Source organism: Halocatena halophila (genome assembly GCA_027563145.1).
Classification (GTDB): domain Archaea; phylum Halobacteriota; class Halobacteria; order Halobacteriales; family Haloarculaceae; genus Halocatena; species Halocatena halophila.
Genome location: CP071306.1, coordinates 518,815 through 545,789, shown reverse-complemented (window position 1 = coordinate 545,789; position 26,975 = coordinate 518,815). Strand labels below are relative to the sequence as shown.

Here is a 26,975-nt window from a genome sequence, read left to right as displayed (position 1 = left end):
CCCGAGTGATCCCCATGCCAGCGCAGAAAACACTGGTTCAGTGAGCATGCTCACTGGCTATCACCTCCCTGTGTGGCGTCAAGCCGATCGATCGAATCGTCCAGCTCAGAGAGCACAGCCGATTCGTCGCCGACCGCAATGGCCAGGAGCGTCAAGACGGTTGAGACGATGGCAGTCCAGACAAACGCGTTGAAGTACGTTGCTGGGGGCAACGATCCGGCGATCGGTGTCAACAACGGCCGCGAGATCGGAAACACTGCGGTGCCAACCAGCAAGCTCACGAACGCCCCAACGAATGCCCCAATTCCCGAAAGCCGACTGGTGTAGAGTCCTGCAATCAACGGAATGAATGTGGCAACGGCGAGCAGATCGGCCACGAAAAAGATCGTCAGGACACTGTAGCCCTGTGCACCGATCACGATCACTGCCAGCGCCACGATCACGGTCAACGCCCGCGCGCCCATCGTGAGCGAATCGTCATCAAGCTCCGCAAGCCGTGGAAGATCCACGGTGACAACGCTCGAAATTGCGTTGAACAACGTGTCGGCACTTGACATCACGAGCAACACTGCGAGCACGACAATCGCGAGCACCACTGGCTCACTGAACACCTCGTCTACAACGAGGAAAAACGCGATGCTCGGATCATTCTCCACGAGGCCTAGCCCTTGCGCTGCGAGCCCAAACAGCCCCGCCACGAAGATCATCGGCACCACTGCGACGGCCGCGACGGCGAACGATCGACGGAGCGTTTCTGAATCGCGGGCGGCATAGAGCCGCTGCCACCAGGCCTGGTTCAACATCTCTGCACCCATTACCGCGACCGTGAGATAGATTCCCGACTCCAGACCCATTCCGAACGTGAGATCGAGCAGCTCTGGCTGCTGTGCGACGACCGTCTCGTAGATGGCACCAGTTCCACCAAGCGCTCGCAGTGAGAACACGAACGTCACCGCAAGCAATGGGAGTATGACGAGTGCCTGTATTGTATCCGTTGCAATACTCGCCCTGAGCCCCCCATACGTCGTATACACCAGGACGAACACGCCGATTATCACCGAGGTTTGCCACATCGGAACGCCACCAATCATCGACAGTGCCAGGGTGATACCGGTCATTTCGGCCGCCAAAAAGGCGAACATGTATCCAACGCTGACCAGAAGGACGTAGCCGTACATCACCGGCCCGAAACGGGCATACGTGTACTCGGTGAGTGAGTGTCCTTGTGGAATCAACGACCGTATCCGGGGGCCGATCACTGCAAATGTCACAAGCGGCAGTGCGCTACCGAATGCGTAGCCGAGAATGGCGGAAATGCCGCCGTATGCCGCACCAGCCTCTGCCGGTGATAGCAGGATCCATGCCCCCATACTGGAGGCGATTACCGTCGCAGTGAGCGTCCCTGCCCCCGCACTGTTTCGTGCACTGATGAATTCCTCGATTCCACTGACTCCCCCTCTGAGTGTCCACACACCGACTACTGTGAACGTTGCCACTACCAGTGCAGTAATGGCCAATACGATTGTTGCGGACGTCACTCCCGAACACTCCCCAGACCAAACATTACTCAGTGATATCTCCCAGGGATATATAGATGTAGTGACTGCAGTTCCAAAGTCGAAACTTTAATACTGTATGGGGATACCACACCATACCAATGGTGTCGCGAATGAATCGAGATTACTATCAGTAATCCTTTCTCCGTATTGCGGTTTCGCCATTTAGGATGTCGAAATATTTATATAGTTTACGGACTTACTGTGTGTTAGGTGATTGGTGCGGGCGTGGGTCCTGGTTTATTTACCCGCGAGCCGTGCTCATCTGGTGAAACCATGAGTGATTCAACAATTCGAGAATACACGAAGGAGACGACCGAGTCCACCACGGAGGAGGAGACTGAATCCGAATCCGAGTCGGTGTCGACGTGTCCGGAGTGTGGTGGCCGGTTGATCACCGACTCCGAACACGGTGAGACGGTGTGTGAAGAGTGCGGGCTCGTGGTCGAAGAAGATTCGATCGACCGCGGACCGGAGTGGCGAGCGTTCGATGCACAGGAAAAAGACCAGAAGAGTCGTGTTGGTGCCCCAACCACGACGATGATGCACGACAAGGGGCTGTCTACCAACATCGGCTGGCAGAACAAAGACGCGTACGGCAACTCGCTCTCGTCCCGACAGCGCCAGAAGATGCAGCGACTTCGGACGTGGAACGAGCGGTTCCGAACCCGCGACTCAAAAGAACGGAACCTGAAACAGGCGCTCGGTGAAATCGATCGGATGGCCTCTGCGCTCGGACTGCCTGAGACCGTCCGAGAAACCGCGAGTGTCATCTATCGGCGTGCACTGGCGGACAATCTGCTCCCGGGACGCTCGATTGAGGGTGTCGCGACGGCTGCACTCTACGCATCGGCGCGACAGGCCGGTACCCCGCGCAGCCTTGATGAGATCACGATGGTCTCGCGTGTCGATAAAATGGAGCTCACGCGGACGTATCGCTATGTCGTCAGGCAGCTCAACCTGGAGATCAAACCGGCAGACCCAGAAAGCTACGTGCCTCGGTTCGCCAGCGATCTCGACCTTACCGAAGAGGTCACTCGGCGCGCACGCACACTGATCGGCAACGCCCGAGATGCGGGTATCCTCAGTGGGAAGAGCCCGGTTGGACTCGCAGCAGCGGCCATCTACGCCGCATCGCTGCTGTGCAATCAGAAGGTGACACAGAGCGACGTCTCCGAGGTAGCGAACATCTCAGAAGTGACGATCCGCAACCGCTATAAGGAGATCCTCGAAGCCGATGCCAATCCATCTGCCTGATCTCTATTATTCACTTCGGTATCAGTCGATCGACCCACCGATAACTGATAGGAGTTTCTAGGTCGTATTCTTCGGAGGACGAAGAACGCATCAGAGCGATAGCTCCGCGCCAATCTTTTTTGCAGTGGCTCTCCACCAGTGGGTATGCCACCCGAAACGTACGTTCGACTCCAGTGTCCGAGCTGTTCGAAACAGTGGACCAGCCAACCAGGAACGCTCCCCGAGGCGAACGACGACTTCGATTGCCCAGACTGTGGGACTACCAGATCACTCGCGGAGTTCGCACGAACCGAACACGACCTCGAAACCATGAAACAATTTTCTTAAGATACACTTATTGCCACAGTAGGTCGACCCTATGAGTAGCTTAGTTGATATACATTGTTTAATGAATCGTGCACCATTCTTTCCACTGGTTACTCTCCAGAACGATGAAACCCCTATGAGCAGGCTTCACAGACGCTCTATTGCCGACATGTGGTAACGTGACTCAGGGTAATACTATATGCCCGGAGTTACTATGTGTTTCCGACCATGAAAAAGCAGGAGTTGATCCACCTTCACGGTCTGCTCGCAGAGGTAGCCAATCATTACGAACTTCGAAGCGACAATAAGGTCGATCATACTGCCTACGACGACCTCGGTGTGCAGCCGACATCAATTCATAAATCAAAAACCGATCACAAAGAAGCTGTTTTTGCGTTGGCTCAGGGAATTACAAGCGAAATTACTGTTGTTGAGGAGCAGCCCATTTCTGCAACTGCTGATTGATATCGCTGGCGTGCGGTGATGTTCGTTCTTCGGTAGTGACGACCTGCTCTGACCGGTAGGTATGGCCACCATACCGACGACCAGTGCCGTCGGATTGTAAAATACGGTCCCCGATTAGTCCTCGTCGATGAGATCTTCGAACTCGGGGACTGATTTTTCGTCGTCCGATTCGGGATCGGAGTTTTCGGGCGTTGCGTCCTGGGCTGATTCGTCGAGTGACTGGGTTTCGTTTTCCTCGTCCGACGTTGTGGTTTCACCGTCGGATTCGACTCGCTCTACGCCGACGATGTCGAGTGGTACTTTCTGCATCCGCTGTCCGATTTCTTTCCGTGCAATCCGAGAGGCATGTTCACCATCTTCGACGTTGAACACCGTCATTTCGAGTTCGAGTGCGACGAGTGCCTCATCGGCTGCCACGAATGCGGGATCGTGTGACTCCTCGCAGTTGGGACATGTGCGCTCACTCATCGAAATCTCAACGTAGTTGAGATCCGGGTTGAGCATGTCACCTGTCTTCGAAATTGCGATGCGCACGGCTTCATCGGCAGAGCCGACATCGTAGACGGGAATCGCCGCCTCGACGACGACGCGACAGTCCATAGTTTCCTTTTCGCTGTCTGACCGTATGAACCTTCGCCTCGATCGAAAGCTCGAAAACCATCTCGACCCTTTGATGTTTTAATGGAATCGGGGACCATCTCACTGGAACGTGTCGGATCGTTCGACTTACAGTCGACACTAGAGAGTGGGCAGAGCTACACCTGGGATCGAGCGGACGGCCGGATGTATGAACGTACGGGTGCGGTCGGCGCCACAGCCTGGTACCACACGGTCGTGCCAAAATCACTGGCTGGAACGGATGCCTTTGTCCGGGTCAGACAGATAGACGAGCGACTGGAATGGGAATCTTCGATTGACGCCCACGAGGAACTCTGTACGTTGTTACGGCTTGATGATGATCTCGATGCAATCATCGAATCTTTTCCGGAGGAACCGGCCGTGTCGGAAGCCCTCGATAGATTCTATGGGATGCGACTCGTCCGCGATCCACCGTTTTCTACGCTGATATCGTTTATCTGTTCGGCACAGATGCGGGTGTCGCGCATCCACCAGATGCAACGACGCCTTGCCGAATCGTATGGAACCAGGGTGACGTTTGATGGGCAGACGTATCACGCCTTTCCGACACCCGAACAGCTGGCAACGGCGACGGAATCGGAACTCAGATCGCTCAAGCTCGGCTATCGCGCGCCCTACGTTCGTGAGAGTGCAAAAATGGTCGCTTCGGGGGCGCACGATCCGACGAAAGTCCGAGAGCTGTCGTACGAGTCGGCCAGGAGTTCGCTCACGGAGTTTGTCGGTGTTGGCGAGAAAGTGGCAGACTGCGTGTTGTTGTTTTCGCTTGGCTTTCTGGAGGCCGTTCCGCTCGATACGTGGATTCGGCGCGCAATCGCCGAGCGATTTCCTGACTGTGATCGGGGGACGTATGCAGAGACCTCACGCGCGATCCGCGCTCGGCTTGGCGACTCGTATGCGGGCTACGTCCAGACATATTTATTTCATCATTTACGAACGAAAGAAATGGCGTCAGTTTGACCCCCAATTCTTACCAGTACGGTTGCGCAAATTCCTCTCATGTCATCCAAAGCGCGCGCGCACGTTTTCGTCTCCGGAACCGTCCAGGGCGTCTACTTCAGGGCCACGACGCGAGAGCGAGCCAACGAACACGGCGTCGACGGCTGGGTTCGAAATCTCGATGACGGCCGTGTCGAGGCCATCTTCGAAGGACAAAAAGCGGCAGTCGAGGAGATGATCGAGTGGTGTCACACCGGCAGTCCTGCGGCGACCGTCGAATCGGTCACGGTGGAGTACGAATCTCCCGAGGGACTCTCTGATTTTCGCGTTCGGCGGTAGCTGGCGGTCGTCCGTAGGCTTACAGTCCGTGAAAAGAGAATCCAGCTATGATCACTGCCAAAGAAATGGCAATCGTTGATCGCAATGCCACTGCCCTGGGAGTCCCACAGAAACAGCTCATGGAGTCTGCGGGCAATGCGATTGCGCGAGTGGTCGACACTATGGCGACCCCTGAAGACGAGATCGTCATCGTCGCCGGTCGTGGAAACAATGGCGGGGATGCATTTGTCGCCGCACGATTTCTCGATTCGTACGATCCGACGATACTGCTTCTGGGTCGTCCCACATCAATTTCGACAACCATTGCCCGCGAGAACTGGGATGCACTCGAACAGGGCGAATACGACGTTCGGATTGCCCGAGACGCGAGCGATCTCACGTTCGACTCGCCCGACCTGATCGTCGATGCACTGCTCGGCACTGGCGTCCGTGATAGTCCACGTGAACCCGAGCGAACCGCCATCGAGCTGATCAACGCCAGTCGCGCGACTGTCGTTTCGGTCGACGTTCCGTCTGGGATGGATCCCGACACCGGCTCAACCGAACCGATCGCCGTCCAGAGCGACCACGTGGTGACATTTCACGACAGCAAACCAGGACTTGATACGCTCGATACTCCCGTAACGGTTGCTGACATCGGCATCCCCGAACTCGCGGAAACCGTCGTCGAGCGCGGAGACCTTCACCGACTACAGCGATCGCCGTCGAGCCACAAGGGCGACCACGGGACGGTCGCGATCGTCGGGGGTGGTCCGTACACCGGTGCACCAGCACTTGCTGGGCAGGCTGCGCTCCGCGGTGGTGCAGACCTCGTTCGTATCGTTTGTCCCGAACGCGTCGCCGCAACAGTACAAGGGTTTGAGCCCGCAATTATCACTCGATCGTATCCAGGCGACCGACTGGATCCCGAACAGCTGTCGGTCGTGCGTGAGACGACAGCCTCGGCGGATGTCGTCGTCCTTGGTCCGGGACTGGGCACAGCGGATGAGACAATGGCTGCACTCACTGCGTTTCTCGAGACGTTCACTGGGACGTGCGTGATTGATGCCGACCCACTCGGGGTCATCACCGACTCGCTCCCTTCGGAGGCGACGGTCATCTGCACCCCACACGCAGGAGAGTTCGAACGGATGGGCGGGACGCTCCACGACGACAGGGCTGCACAGCTTACCGCCGTGGGCGACCTTGCCGTGGAACTTGACTGTACGATCGCCCTTAAGGGCCGCCACGATCTCATCGCTGATCCCAGCGGACGCGAGCGAATTAATCGGCACGGAACGCCGGCAATGACCGTCGGAGGCACGGGTGACGTGCTTGCCGGACTGATTGGCGCGTTCGCAGCCTCGCTCGAACCACGCCATGCAGCGGGACTTGCTACGTACGTCAATGGGCGGGCAGGTGAGCGAGCCACGCGAACCCAGGCGACGATCACACCATCGTCGTTGCTCGCTGCGATCCCGGAGGTGCTCGCAGATGACTGAGGAGTTCACACACGTTGCGGACGACGCGGTGCAGATGGTCGATATTGGTTCAAAACCGGACAGTTATCGACGCGCACGCGCACGTGGCCAGATCCGTCTTTCGGCCCCAACCATCGATGCGATCGAAGCCAACAGTGTTGGCAAGGGAAATGTCCTCGCAACGGCACGCATTGGCGCGATTCAGGCGGTCAAACACACCTGGGAGACGATTCCAATGTGTCATCAAATTCCGATAACGAACGTTGATACCAACTTCGACTGTGAGGAGCCGTTCGTAACCCTCACAGTAACGGTCGAAACGACTGGCAAAACTGGCTGTGAAATGGAGGCGCTCATGGGCGTCACCACTGGCCTAAACGTAATCTGGGATATGGTCAAGGCCGCCGAAAAGGACGATTCCGGCGAGTATCCCACGACGGCCATCGAGGACGTTCACGTGGTTCACAAAGAAAAGCAAACGCCAGAGTGAGACAGCAGTGGTTCACTCACGGAGTCGGACTGGTAACTGTTCGATCCCGTAGACGAATCCGCTGTCGAGTGGAGTTCGTTTCCCCTCCGGGACTTCGATCCGGCCGTACTGCTCGAAGAGTGTTGAAAGCGCGGTTCGAGCTTCGAGTCGGGCCAGATGCGCACCCAGACAGTAGTGAATGCCAGAGCCAAACGCGAGATGGTGGTTTGGCTCTCGATCCGGAACGAACCGTTCGGGGTCCTCAAACGTGGATTCATCCCTGTTTGCCGACCCGATCCAGGCAACAACCCGATCACCAGCCCCGATCGATTTACCGCCAATCTCCACGTCGCGGGTTGTGACCCGGGTAACCGCCTGGATAGGAGATCGTGTTCTGAGCACCTCCTCGATCGCGAGATCGAGCGAGCCATTTGATCTGATCGTCTCCATTCTATCTGGCTCTTCCGAGAAAACAACCATAGCGTTGGTGATCAAATTCGTCGTTGTGACGTTTCCCGCGATCAGCAACAGCGCCACAAACCCAAGCAATTCCGTCGGTGCTAACTGATGGTCCTCGCTGTTTGCGTCCAGAATTGTAGAGAGGAGATCCTCCTGTGGATTGGCTTTCCTGCGCTCGAACAGCGCCATGAAATACTCGGCCATCTCCTCTTGTGTTTCTTGCTGGCGGGCCTCAACTGTGGAGCCGCCTGCAGTCCCCGCGATGATCGTGTCCGACCACCGCTTGAATGTCGCGCGATCTTCGGTTGGAATTCCAAGCAGCTCTGCGATAACCGTCACTGGAAGTGGTGCCGCCAGAGCGGAGACAAGGTCAATTTCGTTATCGGCACGCGTCGCGTCTTCTAACAGTTCAATCGTTACCTCACGAACGTGTGGACCGAGTTGCTTTATGGCACCTGGTGTGAACTCATCGTCGACAACGTCTCTGAGTTCGTCGTGACGCGGTGGATCGGTGTTTATCATCAAATCGGTCGCGAACGTACCATACTCCGTCTCTGTTTCCGTTGTAACTGGCCGTTCTGATGAGAACGTTTCGTAATCCTCAAGGACCTGATTTGTTTCGTCATAGCGGAACACGTCCCACACATCCCTTTCCTCATCGTAGCGGACCGGTGTTTCCGATCGCATCTGGCGATACCAGTCGAACGGAGCTAACTTTCGCTCCTGACTCTCCAGGGCGCTCGGTCGTGCTGGTGGTCCCTCCGATTTCATCGATCCCATGAGCTACTGGTTGGGTCTTCACCCCCATAGTATCGTGTTAAATATTACCATCCCATATTTTTACCATGCATCTCATTTGAGTACGGTAGTCCACACCATCTTGCTCGCCATTGCGTGCTCTCACTCGTCGTACTCATCCGGATACCGGATCTCCTCACTCCCAGCTTTGCCACGACGAGTAGACACTCGTCGGGCTGGCTCCTCCCATGGTTCTTGCCGGCCGATCGGCGTAAGATCGAGGAAGTAGTTCGCTCCACCAACCTGTTCGGTGCCCCGAGCGTACGTCGAGTAGGTGTGATAGACCGTCTCTCCATCCCGGAGAAAAACGCTCAGGCCTGGCTGTTCACCGTCTAGATGATAGTCGAGACCTTTCTGTTCGAGCGTTTCTGCGTCCATATAATTATATTCGACGGGCGCAACAGCATCATCTATCGTGACATGAAAGTCATAGTTGAAGTCGCTACCGTAGGAGGAGTACCAGGGGAGCGACCAGCCCATTCGTTCCTGGAACGGCTCGATTTTCTCTCTGGGTGCCCGGGAAACCAGCGCGAGAGTGGTGTCACGATCGTGAAGATGGTTGCGATGGCCGCGAGCGATGTGGTCCGCCCACATTGAACAGCTTGGACAGCCTTCCTCCCACTCTGGGTCGAACATGAAATGCTGAATGATGAGCTGGCGTCGGCCCTCGAAAATATCAAGAAGGCTCACCGTACCATCGGGTCCATCGAAGGTGTAGTCCGTTTCAATCTCAATCATCGGCAGCCGGCGACGTTTGGCGTTCAGTGCATCGCGTTTGCGGGTAAGTTCTTTTTCCTCTTCGAGGAGCTCTATGCGAGCTTCGCGCCACTCCTCGCGCGACACGACGGGCGGCAGTTCGATGTCGGGATCCGTCATGATTGCTGTGACTCCACCCTCCAGCAAAAGCCTATTGGCGTTGTATATGAAACAAAATATGTTCTGTGGACTGTCCGATGACAGTACTCTACTATACCGTCGAGATCTTGCCGTTATCCTCGGACCGAACGAACAGCCTGGACGGTGAAATCAGGGTCTTTTTGTCCGGGGGTTGGATAAGCCACGGTATGGTATTCGAGGAGGACGACGAAGTCGTCTTGCACGATCAGCACAGCGAATACGACGGCGATGTTGGAACAATCACGCAGGTAATGGAAACGATGTTCGGCGACGCAACCTACACGGTTAGCTTCGAAGACGGACAGGAACAGGGCGTTCCGGAGGATTCTCTGGAAGCCACGTCCGAGTAGTGCCATCGTGACGGGAGTTCCATTCCATTACATCGATCTCCAGGCGTTCAGCTACGCTACCGAGGACGAAGAGCGTGTTACAGCGTCGTTGCGAACGGTGCTCCCAGAGGACTTTCCGATCGAGCGCGTCGAGAACACGGGCTATGCTGGTGATCCGATCACCGTGCTCTCAGCGCGCGTCGAACGCGCTCGTGAGCTTCGCACTGTGCTCGGCAGTCTCCGGTCGATGGACGAGTCCGAATGGGAAACGGTGGTCGATCAGTTGGCACACCGGATCACCGACAACTGTGAGTTCTATCTGTATCTCGATAAACAGCGGGCGTTTCACGGAGCGGTGACGCTTGGAAATGGACTCTCCGTTCGAGGCAAAGTCGAAGCGTATCCGGCAAATAAGGACCGAGCAGTCGAGAACGTCCGCGAGGCGTTCGAAAGAGACTGACCTGAAACACACAACGGTCAAACCGATGGCACAAGAATCGACACCCATGTTTGCCACTGCCCACGCGCGACCCGACGGTGTCAGCTCAGTCGCGCGATTTGCACTCACCGCACGAGAGAGTGGCTTCGATGGTCTCGTCGTCCGAAACCACGACGATGAACAATCGACCTTCGACCGGGCGGCGATCGCCGCTGAGTACGATATGGATGTCGTTCATGCAGTCGAAATCAGAAGCGACGATCGATCGTCGGTTGCAAGCGCAATTACGAAATATCGACCACAGCGGACGATTGTTTGCGTGCACGGCGGCCAATTCAATCGGCTGGCGTGTGAAGATCCACGTGTGGACGTTCTCTGTCATCCGATGGCTGATGGAGAGTTCAATCACGTGCTCGCATCCGCGGCGTCTACAAACGGGGTCGCTGTCGAATTCAATTTCGGACGCGTACTGCGCGCGACCGGTGGCGAGCGTGTGCACGCCATTTCTGGGCTCCAGAAATTACGAACGCTCGTCGAGAAGTATGACGTTCCGTTCGTAGTTTCAGCTGACCCGTCGAGCCATCTGGAACTGCGCAGCTCCCGGGAACTGAAAGCCGTCGGCGAGACAGTTGGCTTTTCGCGCTCGCAGATCCAAGCTGGCCTCGAACGCTGGGCGAAGATCGCAGCCCGGAACCGAGCCCGACAGTCCGAGTCGTTCATTGAGCCAGGGGTCTATACTGATTCGTATGAAGAAGTCGATTGAAGAACACGCTGAGCGCTTTGACGACCACGCAACTCAGTACGACGACTCACAAAACAGTGCGGAGTATATGGCCTGTGTCGATCACGTTTGTAGACACGCACGAGCAGATGACGCCGTCATTCTCGATCTTGGCACCGGGACGGGTGCGATTGCACTCACACTCGCCGAATCAGCCGCCCAGGTAATCGGTCGAGACATTAGTGAAGGAATGATGGACCGCGCAAGAGAGAAAGCCGCACAACAGGACATCGAGAACGTCAGCTTTGCGCACGGCTCGTTCCGTGAACCCAACTACGATGGACCGGTTGACACTGTCGTATCGAATTTTGCGATGCATCATCTCAGCGACGAGGAAAAACGTGAAGCGATAGCGACGATTGCGTCGTTCAATCCCCAGCGGTTCGTGCTCGGTGACGTGATGCTTTTTGACGTGCCCGATTCTGACGCCGAATTTTTCGACCCAGAGGTTGACGATCCAGCAACCGTCGGGATGCTCGCCGATGCGTTGACCGACTCTGGATTTTCTCTGACCGTGGTTGAGTCGATTTCACCACAGGTTGGCGTGCTGGTAGCCGAACGATCGGTAGGAGCAGAATAATCGTGCGCCACCTCCCAAAACATCTCCGACCTCGATGGCGGTATCTCGGAGTCGAAATCGAAACCTGGCCGAACACACGAGTTTCCCGGGGGCAGTTCCAGCGCGAGCTGTATTTCAGCGCACAGAATCTTCTAGGAGACGCTGTCAGTGCGCGGATGGACTGTCGCCTCCTTGGATTCGACGCAGTTGAGGGGATGGCCTCTGCAGTGGTCCGCGTTCGTCGTGGAGACGTTGAGCCAGCACGGGCAGCAATTGCCTGTATCGATACAATCGGCGAGACACCGGTTCGGGTTCGCGTTCGGGGCGTTGGGGGGACGGTCCGATCGTGCGAAGAAAGGTATATACGCCGCCCGTTGGAAACACCAGAAGAGAGAACCGTTGCGTTCGAGAACTCCGAACAGCAGGCGTTCGTTCGCCAGCAACGTGTTGCGGTCTGTACTGATTCGGGGTTCGCGGGTGCGACTGACTTCGATATCGAGTAACTATGCAGGGACAATCGCAACAGCAAGCGTACGATCGGGGGATCACCATCTTCTCCCCGGACGGCAGGTTGTATCAGGTTGAATACGCGCGCGAAGCAGTCCGACGAGGATCCGCGAGCATCGGCGTTCGAACGGCAGACGGTGTCGTTCTCGTCGCCGAAAAGCGACTCCGATCGCCGTTGCTCGTCGAATCAAGCGTCGAAAAACTCCACAAGACTGATGACCACATCGGCATCGCGAGCGCTGGACACGTGGCTGATTCACGACAGCTGATCGATTACGCGCGCCAGCGTGCGCAGGTCGACCAGCTTCGCTATGACGAGCCAATCGGTGTCGAGACGCTCACCAAAGCTGTCACGGACAACATTCAGCAGTACACCCAGGTCGGTGGCGCTCGACCGTTCGGAGTGGCACTCATCATTGGTGGAGTTGAGGATGGGACGCCACGACTGTTCGAAACTGACCCATCCGGCACACCACGTGAGTGGAAGGCCCTCGCCGTTGGTGAACACCGGTCGGATATCGAGTCGTATCTTCAAGAAGAGTATGAACAAGAGATGGACCTTGACGCCGGCATCGGACTCGCACTCAACGCGCTTGCCTCTGTCAACGATGAGGGGCTTGCCCCAACTGGTCTGAGCGTTGCGACCGTCACCGTAGAAGGCGAGCAGTACTCCGTTCTCGATGACGAGACGGTCACGGCGCATCTCGAAGAACACGACCTTCTAGCAGACGAGACTGACACTGAGGAGTGACCGTCTTCGAACCACCGGTTCGTCGGTCCACAGGAGAACACACTTACCGTCGCTCCCTGTAGTCAGTATCCATGATATCGCTTGACGAAGCCGTTACCGCACGACTCGAGTCACATGGTGCCAGATTCGAAGTGCTCGTTGATCCTGATGCTGCACTCTCGATCAAACGTGACGAATTCGATGGCGATCTCGAGTCCGTGATCGCTGCCGAAGACGTGTTTGAAGACGCAGCAAGTGGCGATCGGCCGGCGGCTGATGACCTTGAAACAGTTTTTGATACGACTGAACCCCTTGAGATCATTCCGGAAGTCATTCGTCGTGGGGATATCCAGATTACAGCCGACCAGCGCCGGGAAATGCAGAATCGAAAATATCGCCAGCTCGTCGATCGCATTACGCGAAACGCAGTCAATCCACAGATGGATAACGCCCCCCACCCACCCGAACGGATCGAACGAGCACTTGAGGAGGCTGGGTTCTCTGTCGATCCGATGGAACCGGTCGAACGGCAGATTGATGACGCACTGGACGCGCTTCGTCCAATCATTCCAATTCGATTCGACGAAATCGTAATCGCCGTTCGACTCCCCTCCGAATACGCCGGTAGCGGCCAGGCAAAGATTCGGCAGTTTGGCGAACTTGAGCGCGAAGAGTGGCAGTCGGACGGCTCGTGGGTGGGAGTCATTGAATTCCCGGCTGGGATGCAAAACGACTTTTACGATCTCGTGAACGAGGTTTCAAGCGGCGAAGCCGAGACTCAAGTTGTAAAAGACGAGGACGAGCTCGACACAAGGTGACGTCGTCCTCTGTCTGCTCACCGCCTTCGGCGGTTTCTTGCGGCAGAGGTTTCCCACAAGGTCGATCCCTGGTACGTTGGGTGTTTGCAGGGTACAGCCCACCTCCAGAGGTTTTGGCGATGTCACCAGAAAACTTCGATTTCTGGTTGCTAACCAGAACTGCAGAGCAGTTCTGATACTGCCCCTTGAGGAAGGAATTTTAGCGCCGGTTCTTTTAGACAAACTAGCCCCGCCCGGACTGTTAAGTATACAGACCTGCTACCTCCTCGTGAGTGACGGGAACACCGACCGCTACGGACCATGCCGTGATCGCAGCGCGGGCTGATCCCAACACCGGACCACCGGAGACGGACGAAATCAAAGAACTCGCCCGTTCCGGTGGCTACACGGTAACCGGTGAGATCACCCAGACCCGAACGGAAGACCCAGCGCTCTGTCTCGGTTCTGGAAAGGTAGACGAGCTCGCCCAACTAGTTTCACAAACTGAGAGTTCGGCCGTCATTTTCGACAACCGTCTCGGGCCGTATCAGACGTTTAACCTCGGAACTCGTCTTCCGGATGGAGTGAGCGTTATCGACCGCTTCCGGTTGATTCTGGATATTTTCGGCCAGCGAGCCCAGACGAAAACCGCACAGTTACAGGTTGAGCTGGCCGAGCTAAGATACGAGCTTCCTCGCGCTGAGGCGAAGGTTAGCCTGGCAAAACGAGATGAACGGCCCGGCTTCATGGGACTCGGTGAGTACGATGATAGCCGAGAACAGGATATCAAAAAGCGCATCAGCCGGATCAACGAGGAGCTTTCACAGATAGAGGCTGACGAACAACAGCGTCGGGAACAGCGGCGTGAATCTGGCTTCGATCTCGTCGCGCTTGCTGGGTACACGAATGCCGGAAAATCAACCCTGCTGCGGCAACTTGCGAGCGATCTTTCAGTCGATGAGAACGAAGATCGTCATCCAGATCTCGATACGACGGCCGCCTCTGAAGATCAGCTGTTCACCACCCTCGGCACGACGACTCGGCGAGTCGACATGGATCGTCGAGATGTGTTGTTGACTGACACCGTTGGATTCGTTTCCGAGCTTCCTCACTGGCTCGTTGAGTCCTTTAAATCCACCCTTGATGCGGTGTATCGGGCCGATCTGGTGTTGCTCGTCGTTGATGTTTCCGAACCAATCGAAGAGATCAGAGAGAAGCTGGTCACTTGCCACGACACGTTGTACGAACGCAACGAGGCACCAATCGTGACGGTTTTGAACAAAATCGACCGCCTTGATGTCTCAAAACGAGAGCGTCGGATGGATGAACTTTCAGCGCTTGCTCCCAATCCGGTGACAGTGAGTGCACTTAATGGGAATGGAGTGGAAGATCTTCTTGAGCGGATCGATCACGAACTCCCCCCCTACGAACGAGAGCGCCTCATCCTTCCAATGACAGACGACACGATGAGTCTCGTCTCGTGGATTCACGACAATGCGAACGTCAATGACGTTACCTACGGCGAACAGGTGGTGATCGATTTCGAGGCCCGTCCAGAAATCGTTGAGCGCTCTCGGTCCAGAGCCGGAACAATTTCGGTCACAGCAGAGTAGAGACGTTCACTGCTCACCGTAGGGTTCGGTGTACTCCTCGCCGTTCGTTGCTGGCTTTTCTGAAAACAGCTCCGAAACAGTATTGTCTTTTTTCTCTGATGTTGCAGATTCGTGTGATGGTGGATCAAGCGATGGCAAGACTGAATCGTCAAAGCCGTCCCAGTTGTTCTGTAGATAGCGATCGAAATCGCCGTGCGTTCGTCCGGCGTAGTTCCAGACCAGATCCTCGAATGGACTCGCTTCAATATGACTCTCCCACCACCCTTCGCGGTCTTGAAAGTGAATCAAACACTCGGAGTACTGACTCTCCGTACTCCCAGTGACAGCAGCATTTCTGACGAACTCCGCCTGGAGGCGGTTCTGTCCCAGTCCATCCATGAGCATCTCCGTTTCAATTCGTGGCGTTCTGAACGTCTGGATGATCGAACACTGATCCAGAATCGTCCGTCGTTGATTTTCCTGGCCTGCGCCGATCGACTGCGCTCGCTGGATGAACTCTCGCGGTGACTGCGTGACGAACCAGAGTGCAGCGTCGTATCGTGCCCAGCTCCGCGCCGCATCCTGAAGATATTCGATCATTTCCTCACTGTGGAGCAAAAAGTGCGCCTCATCGATTAAAAAGATGATTTCCCCAGCTGTCCTCTTTACTTTCTGATATACTTGACCGAAAATAAGATGGAGCATGACGGATTTATCTGCCTCTGAAGCCTCATTGAACTGGCTGAGATCGATATACGCCATGTCAGTTTCACTGTCCAGGATCCCGGTGTCGGTCTCACCGACCATATGATGATATTTGCGGTTTTCTTTAAATCCACTGAGCTTATCCAGCAGGTCGGACACCACCCGAACCCTCTGTTCTGCTTCTCGTTCGTGGCCAGTGAACGTAAAGCGCTCTGGCGTCGTGAGCATCTGTTCTAACACGCCAACGAAGTCCGTGATTGTCGGAGAATCCGTCGCGTGCGTTGCGGGATCGTGCGAGATCCCACGTGTTTCATACGTTTGCTGGACTGCATCTTCGATCGTCGAGATGTATGGTGAGGGATCGATCCCTTGGGCCCGAAGGATTCCAGCGAAAAAGCTCGTCACCTCGTCGATTTTCATCTGGAAGTGACTTGAGCCACCGATGTTTGCTTCCCGGACCCGTTGTGGTGGACGGTGGATATCGAAGGGATTGATTGTTTGTTCTCCATCCACCACGATGTGTGTTCCACCACAGAGCTGCGTTAGTCCCTCAAACCCCTGTTCAGTGTCACAGACGATGAGCGACCGCGACGGATCGGAGCAGAACCACTCTGCCAACGCCGTTTCGACGGAGTACGTTTTCCCTGAACGCGTCTGTCCAAGGGTGAGCATATGTGGAGCCCCCCGCTCAAACGGATCCGCGAAGATTGCCGATCCGTTCTGTTTGTTTCGACCAAAACGGAGTCCACCGGACTCTTGCATCACACCCGCACACCAGGGAAATGTTGCAGCGACAGCCCCACCAAGCATCCGAGTTCGTTTGGGTTTATCTCCCTTCTCGTGATAGAGGTCCGTCCCTGTTGGCGACGATGATTCGAACATGTCGAGGGCAGATACGTCTGTACTCGGTTGTCGTGGACCGAGTCCAGCTGGCGCACTCGTTAGAACCTCAAGAACATCGTCACAGGCATCTTCGAGCGCCCGGACTTTCGATAGATACAACGAATCACTATTTCGTCCTGTTTTCGTTGCGTACTCGTGGGCCTCTTCTGGTCCCACACGGACCGTAACGTACATACTCACCTTCCAGGGTTGTGCAGTTGTGTTACGCAACAGGAGATACATCTTCCGGACGGCGTCCTTGTCGTTCTGTATCTGGATTTTGCTCGCGTCCATTTTTTGGACGCGCTCCATCTCCTCGGATTCGACGTCTGCATACAGCCGTTCTAGCTCGTCGATCGTCGCCTGTTTGTGTTCTGGTCCAACGTGAAGCTTAACGTCGACGTTCGCTGTGCGCATCGTAAACAGATTCGCCAGAAACATCGGTGGTGGTTCGACCGGCCACCCCATGATACAGAACGTCTTACAGAGCTCATCACCCACTTCGATGCGACCATCGGCAGCGTCGAGTTTGCTCGGCGTTAGTAGTCGTTCGGTTGGACTTTCGCCAACGTTAACGCGGCTGTCGTCGTCTGCCATCGATCGTTGGATTTCGGATCCGTGAGTGAGATTCGGCTCACCTGACCAGTAACGGAGCAACACCCGGGTCGTATCGAGGACACCGGCTCGATCGCTGTTGATCCCTTTCACAGAGGAGAGCGCACTCTCGAAAGTGGCCATCCGATTGTCCAGTTCGGCTCGAAGTTCGGTTTCGACCGCCTGTGCCTGTTCATTCTCATTTGTAGTCGAAAACGGGTTGAGCCGGGGAATGACTCCGGCGCCATCCGAGACTGGATCGACGTGAAGTTCGTCAGGATGCACGGAGACAACGATGTAATACTCCCATCGGTTTGCTTCCCACATCTCGGATTCTGTTTCGATGAACCACGATGCGACATCGGAGAGCAGCTCCGAGATGTACTGTTTCGTCTTCGAATCAGTCTCCCGTGAGGACTCCTCAATAGCCGTGGTCTGTTCTGTGAGGTGCTCTACCAACGACTCCGGATCAAAACTGGCCGATGTCGAATAGATTGAAAATGGAAGATCTTTAATCTGTTCGTCAATGCCACTTGTAAGCGTTTCAACGTACGTACTCGCCTGTTCATCAGTTATTCGACAGGCATTCATTCCCTCAACGCCGATGAGACCAACCCGTCTCCCATCGTTCATCTTCGCGGTTCCATCCGGGTATAATCGCTTCACACCGTGTATTTCTCTCCCTAATGTTTCATGATACTGGTATGGAAATTTCTGCTGGAGTCGCCGCGATTCGACAAACCGTTCGATTCGCTCCCACGATGAGAGATAGTACGGATTCGTGTAGGTAAGATACAACACCACTGGTAGTGCCACCAGTGTAATCGTAAATGCAAGCGCTGCGATCACGAACATATTGATCGACCAGGCGAGGAGTGCGACCACGAAGGCAGCTACTGGAACCGCGAATGAGTACATGTTGTCAAATGTGACGATACCTTTTATTGTGACGGTCGTATCGACGTGTGGGAGGATGAGTCCCGACACGCTCGAATTGTTGTCGTTTGTTGATGGATCCATTGTCTGGTGTGTTTGGTGTGTTGAGTAGTCAGTGCGTATTCGCTTTTGAATCTATGCCTACCGGGGGCCTCTGCTTTCGGGGCCGACAGATCGTCGTTCAGTGGGTGTCTCCTTCGAACTCGTTTCCGACTCTGTAGCACTTGCGTCGGACCTGTCTACGGGTGTGGGCTGGTCAGGATTCGGCCCTGCTCGGGCGTTGGGACTCTGCTGGTGGTGTTGTCGTGAACGGGTAGTGGGACCACTGCTCCGTGGACCGACGGACTGGGCCATTCCACCGGCGCTTTTCGTACTCGTATATTTCCCGGCTGGCACCCCTCCGGATGTGGTTTCGCCTGAGGTCTGAGTCGTGCTGTCGGCCCCCCGATCGATAACCATCGCGGCACCTGGTAGCAGTTTTGTAAGGAAAATATACGGAAGCCCAATAAACGTGATACCGATTCCAATCGTCGTTGCCACGAGCTTGAAGACGGAATTTCCCAAAGTATCAATTGGAAGATAGTATAGGAAGCGGAGAATGCTTACTTGGAGAAATTTCAATAGGATCAGCTGTGGAAATATTGAAAGGCCGACAATTCCGAATGATTTTACTGTATTCTCTGGTTGGACTCTGGTTGCCCAAAATAGTGGCCAGAGGGCGACCGATAATAGTGTGAGCAAATATATTACAACTGCGAATCCAAGCGCAAACAAGACTGTTGTGGATTTTATTGCAATGAGTAATGATCCAAATATTATTCCTATTCCTAGATTGGTTAGGCTTGCACTATTAACAAAAAATTCGGTATCGCTCGGGGCAATCGTCATAACTAATGAGTGCCCGAAATGAAGAAAGAATGCTGTTATCGGAATTCCAAGAATTATGAAAAATGCCGCTTTTCCGAGCTCTGCGAATCGAGCGTTCCGCTTTCGTTTCTGTTTGGTGTCCGTTGCAACCATAAACGATGGAGTCAAAAAGGCGATGGCGAGTGCAGACATTATCCCATAGATTGCGTACACCGCCTGCCAGACACCACCGGCAGTGACCCATGACGAAGGATCATCCGCCTGTCCTGGTGCAGGCAGACCAAGAATGTATTCCGAAAATGACGTTACGAGTGAACTGATTCCGGCCTGTAGCTGATCGATAAAGAATTGTAGAGTAGTAGTTATCGCTTCACCGAGGGGCACCTCAACGAACCCTACATTTATGGAATAGTCCGAAGCGTTCGTCGTTTCTGTGGGTTCGTTCTGCTGGAAGACGTGCCCGTTTTCGCTGAGCCGTAGATCCCCAGTATCACTCCGGTCGTCACCCCCCGTCCAGGTATTGGCTATCGGTTCGGCGACAGCCGTACCACTCCCCGCGAGTAGAAGGAACCCGATAAAACATACGGCGATAGTGGCGTCTCGAGGCTGAATACTCATCACTACCGTTATGGGAAGAGACACGACGCCACGTTGATCCCTGCCACGTTCAGGAACACCGGCACCAGTACAGGAAGAAGTGCTGCAACAAGTGAGTAGATCCCTCCTTTCGCTTCCTGTTTCCCCTGGGCCTGCGCTCCAGAGTCGGTGCTCCCTGCCTTGTCCAACCCCGTCATCATTCGAACCAGGAATTTAAGGATGAAATACATCGATATTAATCCGAGACCAACCGTGATAATTTGTGCAATATTAAATCCCGTCGAACCGCTGCAGAGTACCTGTTCGGCCTCAGATACACCAACTTGAGCCGCTACTGGCCTCGCCAGTACTGGTGAAAGTGCTGTCGCTATCAATATTACTGAAAGATATAAATCGTGGCGGCCGGGCCGCATCAGCACGTGAGCCGCAGTGTGGAAAATTCGTTTTGAACCACCAGTCACGTGTGCTCTGATTCCAGACACGGGCGTCTTTTTTACCATGATATATTTTAATATTAGCAAGCGGGTATAAAAAAGTACCGGATTAGTTACCCAAAAGGTTATTTACAATAGCATTGGAACTATCGCGAACAATGGCATTTAGAACGGGATTGGACGAAATGAAATCGCCGAATGGAAATACATCTTATATGTTCAAGATTCTGAATTATTTGGCAGATCTGCCGAAAAACTGGTGTGAACGCACTGCGTGGTATCTTCTCGAACATTGGATTCGACTGGTATCTTCGCTGGAGCAGCCAACTGTTGACATCGCTCCGCGGTGGCGATTGACACGGATCAGTAAAATAACTGCCGGTCGATTGAATCATGTCTGAACGGTCAGTCAGCCGACGTGGATTCCTCGTTGGTGCAACCTCAGTGGGAACTGTTGGCATGGCCAGCCTGAGTGGCTGTATGGCAATCTGGCGAGGAACACGGCCTCAGAGCGCAACTGACCGCCCCTCGCTCCAATTTACGTCACAGCGCCACCGGATTACGGAATCGATGGCCACGACGACCGCAACTGATCGACAGACATTGATACAGGCCGTCAGTACGCCGGATGCGATCGTCTGGATCCCTGAGTCGGCGACGATCGATATGACGGGATCAGTCGGCGTGCCGATCGCACCAAACGTGACCATAGCCAGCAACAGGGCGCTTGAGGGCGGCTCCGGTGGATTGATCAAAACCACTGGCTACGACAATGGTCTTTTCAGTCAGCACTCCGGCTGGGCTCGTATCACGGGTTTACGGCTCCACGGCCCGCGCTTTGACCGATTTGAGCCAAGACGAGGTGGCTATGACGAAGTAGATTTTGAGGCGCTTGGATTCAGTCTCCAGGGTACGAGTGCGATAATCGATCATAACGAAGTCGCTGGGTGGACGTTTGCCGGATTCGCACTGGGTGCCGCAACTGCCCAAACTAGCGGATGGATCCATCACAACTGGATGCATCACAACCAGATGGAACATTACGGCTATCCAATGGAGTTGTACAACGGGGTTCATCTGATCGAATGGAACACCTTCGATTATAATCGTCACTCGATCGCTGGTTTCGGGTACGCGACGAACAGCTACGAGGCTCGATTTAACGTCGTTGGACCTCACGCATCGCTTCACTCGTTTGATATGCATTATCTCGGCGAGAATCTGGACCATCTCGGTCGAACTGGCCGTGGAATTCGTGCTGGTGGATTCGTCAACGTCCACCACAACGTCTTCGAACTCACGTCGTATCCAGCTTTTTCGATTCAGGGAATTCCTGCACAATTTGGAAGATTTTGTAATAACTGGTGTGCTCAACAGCGTGACGGCGACAGAGACGGAGATTCAGGCAGTGTAGCACTGTTTCCCCGCAATGCAGATATTCGTGTGACAGGAAACAAGCACGGACCAGCGGCTGTCGATCTCGGTCGAAACCGTCTCCAGGAAGTAGAAGCCGGTCTTGCAGAGGCCGGAGATTCCGCGAGAATGCGGATGGCAGCCCCTGGACCGCTTGATCTAAGCACACTAGAAACAGCCAACGAATCGACCGGATAGCTGGATAGATAATATTTTGAAATTGTATGATAATTTATCATCACCTATAAAAAGTTGATCAGTCTTGATATGGTAATGATCAACCTTCCCGCGTTGTTTCGTCGCTGTCGACGTTTCGGTCTGGCTGTCCTTGTGATCGTCTCTGCGGTGGCACTCTGTACTGGAGTACCAATTAGTACAGTCTGGGGGCAAGAACTCACACCCGGTGACGCGTCATCGTCGGCTCAGGAAACGCACACGATCACGATCGAATCGACGAACGGTTCCGTTCAGTATGTACTTTCTGCGTCGGAGTGGATCAACAGCACAGAAAACGAAGGAGCGGCTCCACAGGGAACGAGATTGTCTGGCCGGGTTGGGTCATTGCCATGGAACGAATCGACAGCCGACGCAAGCGATACGATCGAGTACCGAGGATATATCGAGACGTTTCAGTTCAACGGTGATGGGATTCAGGTGTATCTGGATGGACAGCAAGTGGATCCCGAAATCATAAGTGCCAATCACCTGGAAATCCGGGCCAATAATGGAACGTCTGGGGAAGCCCCCGTCGAGTATACTGTACACGTTGACGGAGTGCTTTCTGCTGGGGAATCTGCTGACGAAGACGACAATATAATCGATGTGATCAGTCAAAACACGACGGCTGTAGACGGGACCGTCAGCGATTCGTCCGATACATTCTACTTTACGGGTGCCATTCAAAACCGATCTGTTACGCAAAATGGTACGCTGTTGGTGAATGGCCGAACAGTCTCTCCATCCGGAAGCAATTCATATCCGTCGACGGCACCGAATGGTCCACAGGATACGGCGGGAACTGTGGTGTCGTCGAATGGGGAAAATGATCCCGAAACGCCGATTAGATCCTCGATTACACCGTTTTCGACGCACTCGGCAACCCCAATGGAGACGGTCGCGCCATCGCATCCTCCGTCGAATGCGGAGGTAACGTCGACCGGACCGCCGAGCGAAAATACGTCAGCACTCTCATTGCTCGGGCGACTGATCAGTGGCAGTGTTCTTGCGGGCGTGTTGCTGGTGTTGGTATGGCGATATTTCCCCAGACAGGATCGCTGGTGAGGAGGTCAATCCGGAAGCGAAATCTGTGAGCGATACTCCGGAACACCACTGGTATCGGCTTCAAACCTGAATAGCGCACCAGCACCGTCTCCCTCTACTGATCGGTCATTTCCAGCGGTGGCCGTTGTCACGAACGCCTGGTCGTAATCGGTGCCTCCAAAAGTGAGACACGACACCTTCCGTGCCGGGATGGCGACACGATCGACGACGCGTCCGTCATCTGGATGATGGCGTACGATACTCCCACCGTTCCATCGTGCAGACCAGACGTATCCCTCACTGTCGACGGTCAATCCGTCGGGCTTTCCTTGATCGCCACGGGTGTCGACGAACACCTGACGATTCGAGAACGTTCCGGATTCGACGTCGAAATCAAACTGCCAGATCGTTTCGGCTTCGGTCTCGGCGAAGTAGACGCGTTCTGTGTCTGGGCTGAATCCCAGTCCGTTGGAAATCTGCACCTCAGAGAGTAACTCGACGATCGAACCATCCCGATCAAGCCGATAGAGGCGGCCATCCGGTGGCATCGTCCCACAGTAAACGCGGCCGTGTGGCCCGGCAATCACGTCGTTGAACCGAGAACCACGCACCTCTGGAATTTCAGGAATTATCACTGATTCTTCACCATCATCCCACCGAGTGATCGTCCCGTGTTCTTTGAATAACAGCAACGCGCCGTCAGACTGGATGGTAACACCTCCAACCGATGGCCCACTGTAGCACTGTTCGCGTGTGTCGGTCGCAAAATCGTACCGATAGAGATGCCCGTTCGGAATGTCTACCCAGTACAGGCTGTCTTCGTCGGGATGGTACAGCGGACCCTCGCCGGTCTCATAGGCCTGATCGATGAACCGATGGAGTTGTGTGGGCATTACTGTGCTTTTAGTCTGAAGACACTAATAATATAATGGATTGCTAGCATTCAGTAATAAATACAATTAAACTGCCGGGTTGCCCAATCAGGGTTTGATCCAGGTGCCTTCACGGTCGGATCGTTGGATGGCGTCCATAATCCGCTGAACGGCAAGCCCATCGTGAAAGTCAGGTGTGAATGTATCATTGTCACGCACGGCGCTGAGGAATTCGTAGTTTTCGTGGACGAACGTGTGCTCCCAGCCCAGCACGTGGCCTGGTGGCCACCAGTGTTCTACGTAGGGATCGTCGGGATCAGTGACGAGGACCGTCTGATAGCCTCGATCGTCTCCAGTGAGGAGTTCGAGTTCATTGAGTCGTTCAAGAGAAAACCGTAAACTCCCCGCAGATCCATTGATCACGACCGTGTTGTCGTTATCATGCCCGTTTGCGAATCGTGAGGCTTCGAACAGGCCCGTCGCTCCTGAATCAAACGTGACCTGTGCCGAATACGCGTCGTCAACGGTCACCGGTCGGGTTTCGTCCTCGCCTGCAACCGGTCGTTCGTCGACAAAGGTCGTGAGCTGACCTGACAGACGCTCAATTGGTCCCACCTGCTCACCAAGGAGAAACCGAACCAGGTCGATCGAATGGGCACCGAGATCGCCGAGTGCGCCGCTTCCAGCCAACGATTCGTCGAGTCGCCAGCTCCAGGGGGCCTCCGGATCGACGAGCCAGTCCTGGAGATACCGGGCCCGAACGTGTCGGATCGTCCCAAGGGCACCGTCGGCGATCAGATTGCGTGCGTACTGGATTGCGGGAACGAATCGGTAGTTGAACGCGATGCCAGCAGTGGCCGATGATTGACGTGCAGAATCAGCCATTCGCTTGGCGTCTGAAAGCGTTGGTGCGAGGGGTTTTTCACAGAGGACGCTGACTCCGGCTTCGAGTGCTGCGATCGACGGTTCGACGTGAACGTGGTTTGGACCCAGATTGTACAACACGTCGATCTCATCGAGTGCATCTTCCCAGTCTGTCGCGGTTGAGTCAAATCCGAGCCGATCGGCGGCCTCCTCCAGAGCCTCTGCGTCGCGACCAATCAACACCGTCCGATTTGTGGCCGGTGCATCGGGAAAAAACATTTCGAGACGAGAAAGGGCATTTGCGTGTGCACGACCCATAAACCGATAGCCGAGTACGCCAACATCGAGTGTCATGAAACCGCATTTCGCAAACGACCCCTTAATTGTTTCTATTTTGTATCAAAACGGATAGTAATTCGATGAATTTTGGCTCTCAGTTCGAATCGTCACTCGGCCCAGTAGGCCTCACCTGGCGTGGTTTCGAACACAACACGATCCAGGAGGTCGATTGCTTTTTCGAGGCCTTCCTGTCCCGAGGTGAGCGAATCCTCGTGTTCGATCGAGAGTACACCGTCGTATCCTACCATTCGGAGCGTAGACACGATCGATTTCCAGTGGTGTTCGCCGTGTCCGTAGCCCACCGATCGGAACAGCCAGGATCGATCGGGCTCGTCGGTGTAGGGTGTCGTGTCGAGTACACCTTTGAGCTTCTCATTGGCCGGATACTGTTGTGTGTCTTTGGCATGAACGTGGCAAATCGCATCGTTGTCGCCGAGATATCGGATTGCCCGCTCGATATCGATCCCCTGCCAGTACAGATGCGACGGATCGAAGTTCGCCCCGATTTGCTCGTTCGTCGCTTCTCTGAGCCGCATGAGTCCGGTCGGCTCGTATACTAGCATGTTCGGATGCATCTCGATCCCGACGGAAACGTCGTGATCGGCGGCGTGAGCTGCGAGATCAGACCAGTACTCGATCGCGACCTCCCACTGGTATGCGAGCGCGTCGCCGTGTTCTGGTGGCCATGGAGCCGTGATCCAGTTGGGCGTCGCATCCGATGGACCACCACCCGGAAGCCCTGAAAAACAGGTCACTACATCTACATCGAGTAACGCGGCCAACTCGATCGCTTCGCGCAGTTCTGTATCCGAGGTAGCAGCGCTTTCGTCGTCGGGGTGGAGCGGATTGTTGTGCGTTGCGAGGGCCGAAATCTGCAGGTCATAGCGGTCAAGTTCCGTTTGTAACTGGGCTCTTGCGTCCGAATCGTCGAGAAGTTCGCGCCGCGACCCGTGTGGCTGGCCAGGAAACCCTCCGACACCGAGTTCGACGGCCCCGACACCACGTTCCGACAGATAGGCGAACGCTTCGTCTCTACTCCGATCACCGATTGCAACTGTTAGCACACCAATATCCATGGCAATTTGATTATTTCAGATTCAAATAAATGTTTGGAATGGGCTGATTCGACGTATTGTTATGTTAATGGACAGTTCTCACGTCAGAGGTGTCGATGGACTCGATTGGCTCGCTATTACCGAACTCGGATCCCGTTCCCGTCGATCGATCCGCCCACTGCACTGCGTTAGCCAGAATCTCCTGTATCTGTTCGTTGTGATAGATGGGATATGTTTCGTGGCCGGGTCGGAAATAGAAAATTCTTCCGGCGCCGCGAGTGTAACAACAGCCGGATCTGAATAGCTCTCCGCCTTCGAACCACGAACAAAAGACCAGCGTTTCTGGCTGGGGAATGTCGAACCGTTCGCCATACATCTCCGTCTCGGGAAGTTCGACGAACTGCGAGAGTCCTTCGGCGATCGGATGTGTCGGTTCGATCACCCAGAGACGTTCAGTTTCGGCGGCTTCGCGCCACTTCAGCGAACAGCTCGTCCCCATCAATCGGGTGAATATTTTCGAATAGTGGCTTGAGTGAAGCGCAATGAGGCCCATTCCGTCGAGAACGCGTTCGTGAACACGCTCGACGACTGCGTCTGTGACCGCATCGTGTTCGGCATGACCCCACCAGATCAACGCGTCGGTATCTGCAAGAACTGCGTCGGTCAAGCCGTGCGACGGTTCATCGAGCGTTGCGGTCTGTGTGTCGAATCCGTGGTCGTCGAGTGCGCCGGCGATGGTTGCGTGGATGCCATCGGGATAGATATCGGCTACAGTATCGTTCTCTCGCTCGTGGCGATACTCGTTCCACACCGTCACTGTTGTCATACACCACACCCGAGAC

28 protein-coding genes are annotated in these 26,975 nt (G+C 54.9%); 17 read left to right on the top strand and 11 right to left on the bottom strand.

Going from position 1 to position 26,975, the window contains the following annotated elements; genetic code table 11:
• Positions 1-50 precede the first annotated feature (50 nt).
• Complete coding sequence (locus JXQ78_RS02770; RefSeq protein ID WP_330631954.1) at positions 51-1,538, bottom strand: sodium:solute symporter family transporter; 1,488 nt, start codon at positions 1,536-1,538, stop codon at positions 51-53.
• A 294-nt stretch (positions 1,539-1,832) separates the two neighbouring features.
• Between JXQ78_RS02770 and JXQ78_RS02765 the strand changes: the two genes are divergently transcribed.
• The 3 genes from JXQ78_RS02765 (at position 1,833) to JXQ78_RS02755 (ending at position 3,584) form a co-directional block, all read left to right on the top strand.
• Entirely contained in the window at positions 1,833-2,813 is a 981-nt protein-coding gene (locus tag JXQ78_RS02765) for a transcription initiation factor IIB (RefSeq protein WP_330631953.1), read from the top strand.
• Positions 2,814-2,957: 144 nt separating this feature from the next.
• Positions 2,958-3,140 carry a DUF7836 family putative zinc-binding protein gene (locus tag JXQ78_RS02760; RefSeq protein ID WP_330631952.1) on the top strand — a complete coding sequence of 61 codons (183 nt, stop codon included), beginning with the start codon at positions 2,958-2,960 and terminating at the stop codon, positions 3,138-3,140.
• Positions 3,141-3,347: 207 nt separating this feature from the next.
• Positions 3,348-3,584, top strand: a complete 237-nt coding sequence (locus JXQ78_RS02755) for a UPF0058 family protein (protein WP_330631951.1) — start codon at positions 3,348-3,350, stop codon at positions 3,582-3,584.
• A gap of 114 nt (positions 3,585-3,698) precedes the next feature.
• Here JXQ78_RS02755 and JXQ78_RS02750 read toward each other — a convergent pair whose 3' ends face one another.
• Positions 3,699-4,184 (bottom strand): DUF555 domain-containing protein, encoded by a 486-nt coding sequence (locus JXQ78_RS02750; RefSeq protein WP_330631950.1) that lies wholly within the window; start codon positions 4,182-4,184, stop codon positions 3,699-3,701.
• A gap of 81 nt (positions 4,185-4,265) precedes the next feature.
• Between JXQ78_RS02750 and JXQ78_RS02745 the strand changes: the two genes are divergently transcribed.
• From JXQ78_RS02745 to moaC, 4 genes are read left to right on the top strand one after another with little or no spacing between them, the layout of a single operon-like run.
• Positions 4,266-5,180, top strand: a complete 915-nt coding sequence (locus JXQ78_RS02745) for a DNA-3-methyladenine glycosylase family protein (protein ID WP_330631949.1) — start codon at positions 4,266-4,268, stop codon at positions 5,178-5,180.
• Between the two features lie 39 nt (positions 5,181-5,219).
• Entirely contained in the window at positions 5,220-5,498 is a 279-nt protein-coding gene (locus tag JXQ78_RS02740) for an acylphosphatase (protein WP_330631948.1), read from the top strand.
• Between the two features lie 47 nt (positions 5,499-5,545).
• Positions 5,546-6,979, top strand: a complete 1,434-nt coding sequence (locus JXQ78_RS02735; RefSeq protein WP_330631947.1) for an NAD(P)H-hydrate dehydratase — start codon at positions 5,546-5,548, stop codon at positions 6,977-6,979.
• Positions 6,972-7,448, top strand: coding sequence for a cyclic pyranopterin monophosphate synthase MoaC (gene moaC / locus JXQ78_RS02730; RefSeq protein WP_330631946.1), 477 nt, complete (start codon positions 6,972-6,974; stop codon positions 7,446-7,448). Before JXQ78_RS02735 ends, moaC begins: the two co-directional genes overlap by 8 nt.
• A 12-nt stretch (positions 7,449-7,460) precedes the next feature.
• On the opposite strand, the gene JXQ78_RS02725 is transcribed toward moaC, so the two are convergent.
• Positions 7,461-8,657 carry a cytochrome P450 gene (locus JXQ78_RS02725; protein ID WP_330631945.1) on the bottom strand — a complete coding sequence of 399 codons (1,197 nt, stop codon included), beginning with the start codon at positions 8,655-8,657 and terminating at the stop codon, positions 7,461-7,463.
• A 129-nt stretch (positions 8,658-8,786) separates the two neighbouring features.
• Positions 8,787-9,560, bottom strand: a complete 774-nt coding sequence (locus JXQ78_RS02720) for a DUF899 domain-containing protein (RefSeq protein WP_330631944.1) — start codon at positions 9,558-9,560, stop codon at positions 8,787-8,789.
• A gap of 188 nt (positions 9,561-9,748) precedes the next feature.
• Here JXQ78_RS02720 and JXQ78_RS02715 point away from each other — a divergent pair, with 188 nt between their 5' ends.
• The 8 genes from JXQ78_RS02715 to hflX all read left to right on the top strand — a co-directional run bounded on the left by JXQ78_RS02715 (position 9,749) and on the right by hflX (position 15,336).
• Complete coding sequence (locus tag JXQ78_RS02715) at positions 9,749-9,931, top strand: DUF1918 domain-containing protein (protein ID WP_330631943.1); 183 nt, start codon at positions 9,749-9,751, stop codon at positions 9,929-9,931.
• A gap of 7 nt (positions 9,932-9,938) precedes the next feature.
• Complete coding sequence (locus JXQ78_RS02710) at positions 9,939-10,370, top strand: RNA-binding protein (RefSeq protein ID WP_330631942.1); 432 nt, start codon at positions 9,939-9,941, stop codon at positions 10,368-10,370.
• Positions 10,371-10,416: 46 nt separating this feature from the next.
• On the top strand, positions 10,417-11,112 hold the full coding sequence (locus JXQ78_RS02705; RefSeq protein ID WP_330632844.1) for an RNase P subunit p30 family protein: 696 nt from the start codon (positions 10,417-10,419) through the stop codon (positions 11,110-11,112).
• Positions 11,096-11,710 carry a class I SAM-dependent methyltransferase gene (locus JXQ78_RS02700; RefSeq protein WP_330631941.1) on the top strand — a complete coding sequence of 205 codons (615 nt, stop codon included), beginning with the start codon at positions 11,096-11,098 and terminating at the stop codon, positions 11,708-11,710. Before JXQ78_RS02705 ends, JXQ78_RS02700 begins: the two co-directional genes overlap by 17 nt.
• A 2-nt stretch (positions 11,711-11,712) precedes the next feature.
• Positions 11,713-12,192 carry an Rpp14/Pop5 family protein gene (locus tag JXQ78_RS02695; RefSeq protein WP_330631940.1) on the top strand — a complete coding sequence of 160 codons (480 nt, stop codon included), beginning with the start codon at positions 11,713-11,715 and terminating at the stop codon, positions 12,190-12,192.
• Between the two features lie 2 nt (positions 12,193-12,194).
• Positions 12,195-12,947: an archaeal proteasome endopeptidase complex subunit alpha gene (gene psmA, locus JXQ78_RS02690; RefSeq protein ID WP_330631939.1), complete on the top strand. Its 753-nt coding sequence runs from the start codon at positions 12,195-12,197 to the stop codon at positions 12,945-12,947.
• Between the two features lie 71 nt (positions 12,948-13,018).
• Positions 13,019-13,744: a ribosome assembly factor SBDS gene (locus JXQ78_RS02685; RefSeq protein ID WP_330631938.1), complete on the top strand. Its 726-nt coding sequence runs from the start codon at positions 13,019-13,021 to the stop codon at positions 13,742-13,744.
• 272 nt (positions 13,745-14,016) lie between these two features.
• Positions 14,017-15,336, top strand: a complete 1,320-nt coding sequence (gene hflX / locus JXQ78_RS02680; protein WP_330631937.1) for a GTPase HflX — start codon at positions 14,017-14,019, stop codon at positions 15,334-15,336.
• Positions 15,337-15,342: 6 nt separating this feature from the next.
• Here hflX and JXQ78_RS02675 read toward each other — a convergent pair whose 3' ends face one another.
• Genes JXQ78_RS02675 through JXQ78_RS02665 form a run of 3 tightly spaced genes read right to left on the bottom strand, consistent with a single transcriptional unit; the run spans position 15,343 to position 20,396 of the window.
• On the bottom strand, positions 15,343-18,516 hold the full coding sequence (locus JXQ78_RS02675; RefSeq protein WP_330631936.1) for a VirB4 family type IV secretion system protein: 3,174 nt from the start codon (positions 18,514-18,516) through the stop codon (positions 15,343-15,345).
• A gap of 57 nt (positions 18,517-18,573) precedes the next feature.
• Positions 18,574-19,941: a hypothetical protein gene (locus JXQ78_RS02670; protein WP_330631935.1), complete on the bottom strand. Its 1,368-nt coding sequence runs from the start codon at positions 19,939-19,941 to the stop codon at positions 18,574-18,576.
• Positions 19,926-20,396 carry a hypothetical protein gene (locus JXQ78_RS02665; protein WP_330631934.1) on the bottom strand — a complete coding sequence of 157 codons (471 nt, stop codon included), beginning with the start codon at positions 20,394-20,396 and terminating at the stop codon, positions 19,926-19,928. Before JXQ78_RS02665 ends, JXQ78_RS02670 begins: the two co-directional genes overlap by 16 nt.
• Positions 20,397-20,723: 327 nt before the next feature.
• Here JXQ78_RS02665 and JXQ78_RS02660 point away from each other — a divergent pair, with 327 nt between their 5' ends.
• Both JXQ78_RS02660 and JXQ78_RS02655 read left to right on the top strand, forming a co-directional pair.
• Positions 20,724-21,941 carry a hypothetical protein gene (locus JXQ78_RS02660; RefSeq protein ID WP_330631933.1) on the top strand — a complete coding sequence of 406 codons (1,218 nt, stop codon included), beginning with the start codon at positions 20,724-20,726 and terminating at the stop codon, positions 21,939-21,941.
• A gap of 75 nt (positions 21,942-22,016) precedes the next feature.
• Positions 22,017-23,024 (top strand): hypothetical protein, encoded by a 1,008-nt coding sequence (locus tag JXQ78_RS02655; protein WP_330631932.1) that lies wholly within the window; start codon positions 22,017-22,019, stop codon positions 23,022-23,024.
• A 5-nt stretch (positions 23,025-23,029) separates the two neighbouring features.
• Here JXQ78_RS02655 and JXQ78_RS02650 read toward each other — a convergent pair whose 3' ends face one another.
• The 4 genes from JXQ78_RS02650 to JXQ78_RS02635 form a co-directional block, all read right to left on the bottom strand.
• Entirely contained in the window at positions 23,030-23,896 is an 867-nt protein-coding gene (locus tag JXQ78_RS02650) for an SMP-30/gluconolactonase/LRE family protein (protein ID WP_330631931.1), read from the bottom strand.
• Between the two features lie 87 nt (positions 23,897-23,983).
• Positions 23,984-25,093, bottom strand: coding sequence for a Gfo/Idh/MocA family protein (locus JXQ78_RS02645; RefSeq protein ID WP_330631930.1), 1,110 nt, complete (start codon positions 25,091-25,093; stop codon positions 23,984-23,986).
• Between the two features lie 92 nt (positions 25,094-25,185).
• Positions 25,186-26,154 carry a sugar phosphate isomerase/epimerase family protein gene (locus JXQ78_RS02640; RefSeq protein WP_330631929.1) on the bottom strand — a complete coding sequence of 323 codons (969 nt, stop codon included), beginning with the start codon at positions 26,152-26,154 and terminating at the stop codon, positions 25,186-25,188.
• 64 nt (positions 26,155-26,218) lie between these two features.
• Entirely contained in the window at positions 26,219-26,959 is a 741-nt protein-coding gene (locus JXQ78_RS02635) for a ThuA domain-containing protein (protein WP_330631928.1), read from the bottom strand.
• Positions 26,960-26,975 lie beyond the last annotated feature (16 nt).